At 38.5% G+C, this 11998-nt stretch carries 10 protein-coding genes; 3 read left to right on the top strand and 7 right to left on the bottom strand.

Features of this window, described 5'->3' with window-relative positions:
* Positions 1–6: 6 nt before the first annotated feature.
* Together argB and argC are read right to left on the bottom strand one after the other, a co-directional pair.
* On the bottom strand, positions 7–774 hold the full coding sequence (gene argB / locus EU510_RS11740) for an acetylglutamate kinase (RefSeq protein ID WP_149593650.1): 768 nt from the start codon (positions 772–774) through the stop codon (positions 7–9).
* Entirely contained in the window at positions 775–1785 is a 1011-nt protein-coding gene (argC, locus tag EU510_RS11735) for an N-acetyl-gamma-glutamyl-phosphate reductase (RefSeq protein ID WP_149593649.1), read from the bottom strand.
* 225 nt (positions 1786–2010) lie between these two features.
* On the opposite strand from argC, the gene argE reads away from it, so the two are divergent.
* Positions 2011–3159 carry an acetylornithine deacetylase gene (gene argE, locus EU510_RS11730; RefSeq protein ID WP_149593648.1) on the top strand — a complete coding sequence of 383 codons (1149 nt, stop codon included), beginning with the start codon at positions 2011–2013 and terminating at the stop codon, positions 3157–3159.
* Between the two features lie 53 nt (positions 3160–3212).
* Here argE and EU510_RS11725 read toward each other — a convergent pair whose 3' ends face one another.
* Complete coding sequence (locus EU510_RS11725; protein ID WP_149593647.1) at positions 3213–4145, bottom strand: hypothetical protein; 933 nt, start codon at positions 4143–4145, stop codon at positions 3213–3215.
* 75 nt (positions 4146–4220) lie between these two features.
* Positions 4221–5606: a DNA repair protein RadA gene (gene radA / locus EU510_RS11720; protein WP_149593646.1), complete on the bottom strand. Its 1386-nt coding sequence runs from the start codon at positions 5604–5606 to the stop codon at positions 4221–4223.
* A gap of 364 nt (positions 5607–5970) precedes the next feature.
* On the opposite strand from radA, the gene EU510_RS11715 reads away from it, so the two are divergent.
* Complete coding sequence (locus EU510_RS11715; RefSeq protein WP_149593645.1) at positions 5971–8448, top strand: PilZ domain-containing protein; 2478 nt, start codon at positions 5971–5973, stop codon at positions 8446–8448.
* A 20-nt stretch (positions 8449–8468) separates the two neighbouring features.
* Here EU510_RS11715 and serB read toward each other — a convergent pair whose 3' ends face one another.
* Complete coding sequence (serB, locus tag EU510_RS11710; RefSeq protein WP_149593644.1) at positions 8469–9497, bottom strand: phosphoserine phosphatase SerB; 1029 nt, start codon at positions 9495–9497, stop codon at positions 8469–8471.
* 152 nt (positions 9498–9649) lie between these two features.
* Between serB and EU510_RS11705 the strand changes: the two genes are divergently transcribed.
* Positions 9650–10270: an AhpA/YtjB family protein gene (locus tag EU510_RS11705; protein ID WP_002958772.1), complete on the top strand. Its 621-nt coding sequence runs from the start codon at positions 9650–9652 to the stop codon at positions 10268–10270.
* On the opposite strand, the gene EU510_RS11700 is transcribed toward EU510_RS11705, so the two are convergent.
* A complete protein-coding gene (locus tag EU510_RS11700; protein WP_149593643.1) occupies positions 10237–11004 on the bottom strand; it encodes a TatD family hydrolase in 768 nt (255 codons plus the stop codon). The two genes, EU510_RS11705 and EU510_RS11700, sit on opposite strands and share 34 nt — an antisense overlap.
* 21 nt (positions 11005–11025) lie before the next feature.
* A complete protein-coding gene (gene pdxH / locus EU510_RS11695; protein WP_149593642.1) occupies positions 11026–11664 on the bottom strand; it encodes a pyridoxamine 5'-phosphate oxidase in 639 nt (212 codons plus the stop codon).
* Positions 11665–11998 lie beyond the last annotated feature (334 nt).

The raw sequence follows: 11998 nt of genomic DNA, 5'->3' as shown, positions 1-11998 counted from the left end.
ATAAACCTATGGTGTAATCTTTGTTCCGACATGCTCGCCTTGCAGCAGAGCAGTTAAATTTTCTGGCTTTTGCCAGCTGGAAATATACACACCGCGTCGTAAATGTTGGGCAGCGTGAAGGCTGGTCTTAACTTTGACCTCCATCCCGCCCACAATTACTCCATCTGTAATTAAAGTATCAATGTGTTTTGTGTCAAGTTGATGTAACGGTTGTTTATTTTCGTCAAGCACTGCTTCTACATCCGTCATAAAAATAAGCTCTGCATTTAAATTACTGGCAATAGCCGCTGCAGCTTCATCTGCATTTACGTTGTACCACAAGCCTTGTTCATCAAAGCCGATAGAGCTAACAATCGGTAGGCGACCGATTTTAAGTAAATCATTAACAATAGAATCATCGTTGCTTTTACATTTACCTACTAAGCAAAGCGCTTTTAATTTTTGGGTTGCAGTCACACCCGCCTCAAAAAGACTTAAGCCAACAGGCTTATGCCCTGCGCTTATAGCTTGAGTCATTAATTGTTTATTAGCGCAACCTGCGAGTGCTCCGACTATATAAGGCATTTGCTCTGCTGGGCTAATACGTAATCCTTGGTGTTTAGCACTGGCAAAACCCGATTGTTTTAACCATGTATCAACTAAAGCGCCACCGCCATGTACAATCACAAACTCATCATTTGTTTGCTCATTTAATACATCAAACAACGCTTTTGCTGCATTTTCTGTATTAAGTACTGCACCACCTAGTTTAATTACCCACGTTTTCTTACTCATTTAAAACGCTCCTTTTAAACCAGTGGTATGATCTAAATTCATAGAAATATTAATACACTGCAAAGCTTGTCCAGCAGCGCCTTTTAATAAGTTATCAATAGCAGACATCACAATTAACTGCGTTCCTTGTTGCTGCCAGCCAATATCAACAAATGGCTGCTTAGCTACACCTTTAATTGACGGTATTTTATCGCCTAATAAACGAATTAATGGCTCGCTCGCAAGTACTTGATAAGCCGATGCAACGTTTTCCTTGGTAACGCCTGGCTTAAGCTGTACATAAATAGTTTCTAAAATACCGCGCGGAAAATTACCTAAGTGCGGTGTAAATAACACTTTGTGGCCAAGATGTTGTTCAATTTCAGGGCCGTGGCGATGGTTAAACAAACCATAAGGTACAAGCGACACTTCACAAAAATGCGTTCCTACACTGGCTTTACGCCCTGCGCCTGTAACGCCCGAAACCGCATTAATAATAATACTTTCGCTGCTCAATAAGCCTGCTTGCTTAAGTGGTTTTAGCGCATTAAGCGCTGCCGTTGGGTAACAGCCTGCAACAGCAATTAGCTTTGCATTAGCGATAGCATCGTGGTTCCACTCAGCTAGACCGTAAGCCGCTTTATTTAAAAGCTCTGGATGTTGATGCTCAAAACCATAGTAAGTAACGTAATCGTCATTGCTTGCTAAACGATAGCCACCAGATAAATCAAATACCTTTTTACCCATAGCTAAAAATTGCGGCGCTAAATCAACACTTACTTTGTGATCGGTACATAAGCATACGTAATCAGCATCACTTTGAATGTCATCAAAAGCTGATTCGCTAAGAGGGAGTAAAGGGCAGTCTAGTAAGCCAAGGTGCTCTGGATATAAATCACTTAGCAATTTATTTTTATCTAAGCTACCCTCAGATACATAACAGCCTGTTAAAGTTAAGTTTGGATGCTTAACAACTAAACTTGCTAACTCTGCGCCGCTGTATCCGCTTGCGCCAATAATCACTACATTCATTTTTTACTCGTTATCTTAAAATTAATTACTACTTATCTATAATGTTCGCTTAAACTAGCTTAGACGCTAATTAAGTCTTTTTTATTAATGAATTTTGATTATCGTCGCATTATTTTCATGGCGTTACTTTTAATATATTTATGCTTAAAAAGTGAATTGATATTCATCATAAATACTTTTATATTGTTATGCAATTAAATTGAATAATAATTTTGGATTTTTTTTATGCCTTTGCCTTCGTTTATTTCCATGTACCAACAATTGATTGCAGCCCCTTCTATTAGTGCTATTGAAGACAACCTGTGTATGAGCAATAAAAACGTAATTGAACTCCTAGCCAGTTGGTGCGAAACAATCGGTTTTACGTGTGAAATTATAGAATTAGAAGGAGGTAAAGGGCGCTATAATTTATTAGCAAAACGCGGAGAAGGTGATGGCGGATTAATGCTAGCTGGTCATACCGACACAGTGCCTTTTGATGACAGTCGTTGGAACCATAATCCATTTAAACTTACCGAACTCGATAACAAATTGTATGGGCTAGGAAGTATTGATATGAAAGGCTTTTTTGCTTTTGTATTACAAGCGATTAGTGAACTTGATGAAAAGCAGCAAACTCAGCCTATTTTAATTCTTGCTACCGCCGACGAAGAAACAACGATGGCTGGTGCACAACAAATATGTAAGCACCAAAATTTAAAACCTGCGCGTTGTATAATAGGCGAACCTACTGATATGACTCCAGTATTTATGCATAAAGGCCATATGAGTACAGCAATAAGAGTGGTTGGTCGCTCTGGGCATAGCTCCGATCCCGAACGTGGTCTTAACGCCATTGAAGTAATGCATAAAGTGATTACAAAATTGATGATCTTAAAAGAACAATTAAAGCATAAGTATTCAATAAACCACTTCGAAATCCCTTACCCTACATTAAACTTAGGTAATATTCATGGTGGCGATAACGCGAATAGAATTTGTGGTTGCTGTGAAATGCATATAGATATGCGCCCATTACCAGGTTTAAGTGTACAAGAACTACAAGCATTAGTACTCGATGCAACGAAAGAGATAAATCAGCAATACCCAAATGCGGTGAGCGTTATTGATTTACATGAACCAATACCGGCATTTAGTGGTAGCACCGACAGTGCTTTAGTAAAAATGGCTGAAAAAATAGCGGGGCAAAAAGCGGTCGCGGTAAATTACTGCACTGAAGCGCCGTTTATCCAGCAACTCGGTTGTGAAACGATTGTAATGGGCCCAGGCTCAATTAACCAAGCACACCAGCCTGATGAATTTTTAGCGATGGAAAAAATAAAACCATCACAACAAATAATCACTGATCTTATAAAAGCAAATTGCTTTAGCTAATAAAATTACAACAAAGGCGCCAATTGGCGCCTTTATTAATACAGAACTAAGGCCTAATTACCTTTAACTTCTAAGTTAATAAACTTAACAAGTTCTTCAGGTTGCCCTACTAGCATCATAACTTGTTGGTTAATTTCCATCATAGTTTTACCTTCAGGTAGCTTTGCAGACACACTGAATGAATTTAAACCTTTCGCAAAGCTGGTTAAAGCTTCAGCTATGTCTTCAGTAACAGGCGCTTGTTGCAACTGTTGCTCTAGCGTCATTTCCATCTGCTCAAGCGTCATACCTTGCTTTTCAAGCTCGCTTGATAGTAAATCTTTTAATTTACCCTGGTTATTTAAGGCAAAGCTAACATTACGCGGCTCTAATTTACTCATTGCTTGCATAACAAGTGTTTGCTGCTGTAATTCTTCCTCATACGTCAGCGGTTGATCACCCGCTTCTTGCTGCGCCTTGCTAATAGCTAATGAAGCATCCATTAACGCTTTTGAATTAGCTAAACCCATATCCATATTAAAACTAACAATGTCTTTTGCATCAAGCTTAACTACTACATCACTATTGCCAGACTCTTCATCGTAATCAAGTGATGAATGTAAGTCGTAACTTGCCGACGCTAACATTTCGTTTGTATCAGCTGGTAATTTTGATACGAAGCTTTTATCAAACTGAAAGCTTTTTAAATCAAATGATGTATGTGGTGATATTTTATCCGGCTCGTAGCCAGTTATTTCAATTCTTTGAATATTAGCAACATTGTCACCTTCAGGGCTTATTACTTCCATGTTTGTTATTTCTACACTCTTTGAAATAACACTTGCCGATAAACCAGCGTATTTAAATGTAGCGCCAGTTTGGTCGCTTACTAATGCAAGTTGCTTATCTACTTCTGCACGCACTTCTTGAGTTGCTACGTAGTTTGCGTAACTAACACCACCAACGCCTGCGGCCACAATAGCTGCAACTATAACTAATTTTTTCATGTCATTTCCTTATTTAATTCTTTCTATAAAGTGTCTCAACTTAAGAGTAACACTGAAGAACATCACCGATAAGTGTTAATTAATCAAACTAAGTAACTCATGTACGGTTTTTACAGGGGTAATTTTAGCGCCTAGCCCTTCCATCGATTTATGGTAATTGCGAAATGGAATATATATTTCTGTAAATCCATGTTGTGCAGCCTCTTTAACACGTGGTACACCACTGTCTATTGGGCGTACATCGCCGTTTAAGCTAAGTTCTCCCATAATACACGTGGTACGAGGTACAACAAATTCGTTTAAACTGCTAAGTAACGCGGTTACTAATGCTAAATCGATACAGGTTTCTGTTTCATCTATTCTTAGGCCACCCACAATATTAAAAAACGTATCGTGAAATATTTTGGTTTTAGTGTGTTTTCGTAATATACCGGTCAGCATTTTTATACGGTTCATATTTAAACCAACACAAACACGCTGCGGAAATTCAGCTTCTGTTTCGGTAGTTAAACATTGAATCTCAAGTAATAAATTACGATTTCCTTTACGAATACAGGTAATAGTAGAGCCAGGTGAGTCAGTGGTTGAACCCGATAAAAATATTTCACTTGGATTATCAACGCTCAACATCCCACGTTCACACATTTTAAAAATGCCAACAGTATCAATATCACCAAAGCGGTTTTTATTTGCCCTAAGGGTTCGTATTTGACCATCGTTTGTGTCTATGTGTAAAAGCGCATCAACAATATGTACAAGTGTTTGAGGGCCTGCTATTTCGTTATTCTTATTTACGTGAGCAATAATGAACATGGTTACATCATTTTGCTTACAGTACTGAGTTAATGCTTGGGCGGCGCTTTTTACTTGCGAAGGCGAACCAGGGCTACCATTTGCCGTATCGGTTACAACTGCTTGAATAGAGTCAATAACAGCAAACTTAATTTTATTTTTCTCGAGCTCTTCAATAATGGTTTCAACGCTCGTCTCTGAAAGTAAATAAAGCTCGTCTGGGTTATAGTTTAACTTTAAACGATTTACCCTGTTTTTAAACTGAGATAAAGATTCTTCTGCCGTACAGTAAAGTGACGGCATACGTTGTGACATTCTCGCCACTAGGTCAGATAGCAAAGTTGTCTTACCCGCACCTGGATCACCCGAAATTATATTAACAGAACCGGTAGTTACACCACCGCTTAGCACGCGATCGAGCTCGCCTATTTCAGTTAACTGTTTTTCGGCCTCTGATGTAGCAATATCATTGATTTTTTTAGAGCCACCACCAACACCACCAGCATAACCACCAACGTTTGTTCGTATTGATGCTTTTTTACTGTGCCCTGCTGAAGGTTTAAACTCTGCTAATGTGTTCCACGCACCGCAGCGACATTGACCCTGCCAACGTTGATAGTTCATGCCACATTCGGTACAAACAAATTCTACTTTTGCCGCTTTAGCCATTGATAACTTTACCTACTATTCTTTAAATTAAAAAAATTCTTACTATTAAGCGCTTATTTTGCCATTTCAGGCATTTACTTAGCAACAAACTCTTGCCTGCTTAAAAATCTAGCGTCACAATCAATAAATACACATGGTGTTTCTTTTTAGCTATAATTTAGGGCATACTTTTTGCTTTGTAATAGTTTAAAGTAACTTGGCAATAAAATGGCAAATAACACATATATAACAAGAGCTAAATAGTAGTAACTTAAATAATTGTACCTATATTAATAACATAGCGCGATTTAACGTTTATTGAATTTTTAATAAATGGACTTAACAGTATACCTACTTTTTCAATTAGACGGTGATGGTTTTATAAATGGCTGATGACATAATGCTCAAACACGAAGACCTCGTGAATGAGTTAAAAACATATTTAGGCAACGCTAAATTTGATCTAATTTTCAAATCAAAAACCGCAGGGTTAACTAAACCTGAGCAATTTTTGATGAAAATGGAAATGTCGCGCTTATCTCAGCCTGTGGCACGCTTTGTTGATCTTCGCGGATTAGTAACAGGCCAAGTAAAACCATATGAACACAACGGTAAACAACACTTTATGGATGACACAGCTATTGAAGTGTTTGAAAAAGCGCTAAATCAGCATGGCGAATACACCCTAGCCGTTTACGAAGCCGTAATGAATACAGAAAATAACCACCGCGTATTACAAAAACAAGCCGCCGAAAAATCAGAATTACAAGAATTAGAAAGTAACTTAAGCACTGAAGTCATTAAGTTTGCCTCTTACGAGAGTCGCCGTGAAGAGCGAATGAATTACTCTATAAAAGTAACTATTGATTACAAAGATAAAAAGAACATTGCAGCGAGTACTTCAGATATATCTTTAAGCGGTTGTAAGGTTAAGCTAGCAACCCGTTACTCTATAAAAAAAGGCGAGCTAATTGCAATGCGCCTAGTGGGTCTTGAACAAGATTTTGAGTTGGGTTTAAAAAATGGCATTCAGTACGAAGTTGTTGCCGTAGAAAACATTTCTCGCGAATTTAACCACATCCGCTTAAAACGCACTTATATAGAAAATAACGATCCCTTTAATGACTTTTTAGAAAGCTTTATTCATGGTAATAAACGTCGTTATAAAGTAAATTTAGATAATACGCTAGATGCTGTAGTATCAAAGGGGTATGAGCAGTACTACATCCCTCGTGTAACTTCTTTGTATGTGTTTTTAAGCAAAAAAGATGAGCAATTTTACCCAAGCCTTAGCCTTACTACTGAAAATAATATTTTTATTCAGCGCTACTTTACCGACGAAAGAAAAGTACCTTGTTTATACAATATACTTAACCACCAGCGTATTACACAATTATTAACTCAAATAACCGCGGTTAAAGAAGATTACCTCTATACATTTACTCATGTATCATCAGGTAAAATTTATTACTACTCAGCAACGCGTACAGAACTAAGTAACAACTCTAATTTACGCGATCTATTTTTAGGTTTTGGTAGTCAAAAAGAGAGTTGGCAGTGCTTTAAAATACAAATAATGCCAAGTCATCCAGATGATTCTTTTATACCGCTTTCACTACCCAATAGTGCCGGTGAAAATATAGAAAAATTAAATAAGCCGCCTTCACCTCGTGTAAAAGGCCTTATAAAAGATGTTAAGTATATTGTTGTACTTACAAGTATTGGTAATAAAGCAGAGCAAGCAGATTATAAACAGCTTACTTTTGATAAAGCATTAGTAAATCAGCTTAAGCACTTTGGCCACGCAAAACACAAAACACCACCCTACTTAGATATTGTGCCACTTGAATACGTAAATTTACGCTCGCATAAGCGCTATCTTTATAAAACACCAGTTAGTGTCACTATTAATGATGAGGTATTTAACGGCTATACACGTGACTTTTCGGTAATGGGTTTGCAGTTAGAGTGCGAACAACCTGCCACATTTAAAAAAGGCGATATAGTACTTTTAGCATTCCCTGAACTTCAAAAAATAACTAAAAAGCATAAGCTTAGTGAACTAAAGTACGAAGTAGTGGCCATCAGTAAGTCATTTACTACTATTAACCTAAAAGCAAATCGTATTGCTGATTTACCCCATGCTGGCGTGACCTTTTTCACTCAGCTAATAGAAGGTAATAAAGACAAACTTAAAGTATCCGAAGAAGCACCTAAAGTAGAAGGCTTATCTACCGCACTTAGAAATATGGTTACAAAAAGCGTTTGCCAATTTCCGCTATATTTACACAAAGAAGCTGCACACTTTAAAACGGGTGCAATTGGATATGGGTTATACGCCAGCCCTATTCACGTGATTTTGCAAAACTTTGGTTTATTAAGTAACAAAACTGACTTTTCGAGCATTCTGACCGAAGAGCAAATTATTAATGTAATAACACCAAATATCAAAGATCGCAGCCGCCAAGATGCACCGCTTGCTTTTACACTTGCTATTAACTTCGATCCTCGAAAAGGCAGTATTGAAGAGGCTATTGTTAGCCAATGCGCTTTAGGTGAAGACTACTCAAGCTTTTATAAACAAATTAGTAAAGGCATTACATCGCAACTTATATTCGTAATGCGTTTGTATATATCGCGCACAGGTCGCCCCGATACTGATTATCTTTCTAATGAGCTAAAATACGTAAGTCAGTACGCAATGCACAAAGCTAAAGATTTAGAAGAAGCCTTATGGGCCGTAGCTGGTGTGGGTGATGTAGTAGATATAACTGAAGAGGCGCTAAGCCATTTAGAACTTAAAAAAGAGCAAGTTGCACAAATGAGCCGCCGTAAGCTAATTTGGTTAAACCGCTTACGTTAAGCGGCTTAACTTAATTTATTTTAAAGTGTTGGTTGTTTTTCTAACGGAATAGCCAACATATACAACAATTGCAATAATGACCCCTCACAAATAGCCGCTTGTGCTTGCTCAACCACTTTAGGCTTACCATGTACGGCCACACCTAGGCCCGCTTTTGCCATCATGACTAAATCATTTGCGCCATCCCCAATAGCTACAGTTTGTGCTTTTTTTAGCCCTAGCTTTTGCTGAAGCACCTCTAAAACGACCGCTTTTTGCTGCGCATCGACAATCGTACCCAGTACTTTACCTGTTAGCTTGTCGTCTTTAAATTCGAGCATATTAGCGTGCACTTCATCTAAATTAATTAGCTCTTGTACGCGCTCTGCAAAAGGCACAAAACCACCTGAGGCAATCGCCAAATACCAGTTATGTTGCTTTAAAATTTGGCACAGTGTTTTAATACCAGGCATCAATGGTAATGTACTTTTCAGCTCTTCAATTAAACTTTTTTCAATACCTTCAAGCTTAGCTACACGCTGATATAAACTCTCACWAAAATCAAKTTTACCCGCCATTGCAAGTGCAGTTACAGAGGCTACTTCTTCGTATACGTTCGCAAGGCGTGCTATTTCGTCTATGCACTCAATAGTTATTGCAGTTGAATCCATATCCATAACCAATAAACCAGGCTCATATAAATTAGGCGGCGTAGCAACTTGCACTAATTGACAATCAAGCGTGTTTGAAAATTCTTGTAGTACTAACGGGTTTATAGTTTTATCTGCATTTTGCGCGTAAAAACACAGTGCAGGTGCAAGCCCTAAATCAGGTTGGTATCGGCATATAGCGGTAATGATTTGGTTATGTGTCGCTAAAAAGTCAACAATATTGGCAATATGTTTTTCTTCAAAATCACCTGCAAATGCGATGCTAAATAACCCTAATGCTTTGTTTGGGATATAATCGAGAGGTGTAGATACACCACCACTATAGCTAAACCATTTATTTAGAGTTAAGTGTTGTAATGGTTGCTCAGCAGCTTGCTGTGCCATGTTGATATGCGACATGGGATCTCCGTGTTTATTTTTATTTTCCTGATAGTTGGCATCTCAAAACTGGTATTCTCAACACTAAATTCGCCATCAGGTGGGGTTTAAGGTTATAGTTAGTGTAGTTGTAACATCAAATCAAAATGCTGTCAGTAGCATAAACGGTGACTATGAAAAATAACCATATTAAAAACCCTATAAGCGCATCCCAAAGAAAGCGACTCGTTCGCTTAATTCTTGCGGCTGGCTGTTTTGTATTACTAAGCTGGGTGGGTGTTAATAGTAGTTTTCAGAGTCACCAGTTACTTTACGATAGCGCCGACAGCACCGCCAAAAGCCTCACTCAGTTTATGGCTTTAAATGTTAAAACACCTTTAATCGAAAAAAACAAACCCCAGCTCAATGCAATTTGTAACGATATAAGTAAAGATGAGTTTGTGCTTTCGGCCACTATTTATGATCAACAAGGTATTTTATTAGCCAGTAGCGACAATTGGCAGTCGCACCATGTTTATGGTCAACTTTCTGATTCTACCCCTGGAATAAGTAAGTTAAAAACACCTTTTATGGAACCTGTTATAAGCGATGATGACCGCCCTATAGGTTTTGTATCTATTACTTATTTAACTCGCGCTGCAATATCCGACAGCCATAATCATTTTCATGACTTAGGCAGGCAGGTTTTATTAATGTTAGTGATTGCTTGTATTTTTACGTGGCAGTTAGGCCGTGGATTAAAACGTTGGCAGGTAAATCGTTATATGCAAAAAACATCTGAGCAAGAATCATAAAGCTGCTTTGCAAGCGTCTCTTTTTCGCTGTGTGGCTTTAAATCACATAGTGCGTCAAATACATCAGGTATATGCAATGGCGTGTTAACCTCACCTTGGTAGCCACTTAACGGCATTGAAGGTGAATCCGTTTCAAGCACTAAGTGCTCGGGCTCAATAGCGGCAATAACAGCACGGGTTTTAGCTGCACGTTCATAGGTGATAACACCGCCTACGCCAAGCTTAAAGCCCTGTTTGATATAATACTTCGCTTGTTGGATTGAACCTGAAAATGCATGAATTACTCCCCCATTTTTTGGCTTACAACGTTTAAACGATTGCGCAATTAAATCATGGCTTTGCCTGTGATGTACAATGAGCGGTAAGTTTAGCTCATTAGAAAGCTTTATTTGCTGTTCAAATAAATAAGTTTGTTTAGAGAGGCTTTCAATGCTTCTATCAAGCCCACACTCACCAATAGCCACAAGCTGATGCTTATTTGCGGTCGCGAACTCAAAAAGCGCTTCTATGTGCGATTCTTGATGTTTATCTAAAAAATAAGGATGTAGCCCTGCGGCTATTTTTATACTTGGGTAGGTTGCTTTGAGCTCTATGAGGGTATGCGATTGAGCAAGCGTAATACCCGGTACAACAAACTGATTAACCCCCTTTGCTACGCACTCTCTTATGAGCGATTCACGACTTGAATCAAACTCACTAAAATCGAGGTGGCAATGAGAGTCAATAAATTGCACGGTTACTTACTCATCTATTTATTAAGGGTTTAAGCGTGTAATTTGCCAGCTGTTATCTGCTTGGCGCTGATACATAAAACGGTCATGCAAACGATGCGCCCCACCTTGCCAAAACTCAATTTTAGTGGGTACTACACAATACCCGCCCCAAAAATCAGGTAATGGAATTTCACCTTTAGCAAACTTGTTTTTCATGTTAGCGAAGGTTTCCATTAGTACTTTACGTGATGACACCGGACGACTTTGCGCTGATGCCCATGCTGCTAATTGGCTCTCTTTAGGACGAGATAAAAAGTACTTTGCCACAGCAGAAGTTGGTAATGGTTTAGCCTCACCATAAACAATAACTTGGCGTTCCATGTGATGCCACGGAAAGTGCAAGGAAATTTTGTTATTGCCTTTAAGCTCCTGCGCTTTACGCGAACCTGTATTGGTAAAAAACACAAAGCCGTTATCATCCAAATGCTTTAAAAGCACTATACGCTGTGAAGGCTGACCTATTTCATCAACAGTTGCTACAACCATCGCTGTTGGATCAGGTAATTGGCTTGCTACAGCATGCTCAAGCCATGTTTCAAACTGCTTAAACGGATCATCTTGCAAGTTATCTTCGCTTAACGCGTCTTGCAGGTATTCACGGCGGATATCTTCGAGTTTCATAACAAGTCCTTTAAATAAAGCCATAGAAAAGAGCTTAGAGTAGCGAGCTTAAAACAATAGATGTTGAGTAGTAACAAATATTAAGATTCAGGTATATCAATAGCAATAAGTATAGAGTCTCAGATGTATCGTTGGGTTTCGTTTCTCTCAACCCAACCTACAATGTAAAACATTACATCTGCAAGTGTAGAAGTGCTAGCAAGGCGGTAAAACTATTTATGCCAAGGAGCATACGGTTTGTATGTGACTTAGGCTAAATAGTTTTACCAACGCAGCTAAAGCGAACTACACAATTCAGATATCTGCAAGTGTAGAAGTGCTGATAAGACGGAGT

The sequence above is a fragment of the Pseudoalteromonas sp. FUC4 genome (assembly GCF_008370255.1).
Taxonomy (GTDB): Bacteria; Pseudomonadota; Gammaproteobacteria; order Enterobacterales; family Alteromonadaceae; genus Pseudoalteromonas.
Note: the sequence above shows the minus strand (reverse complement) of the source record. Positions and strands in the feature narration are given on the sequence as shown.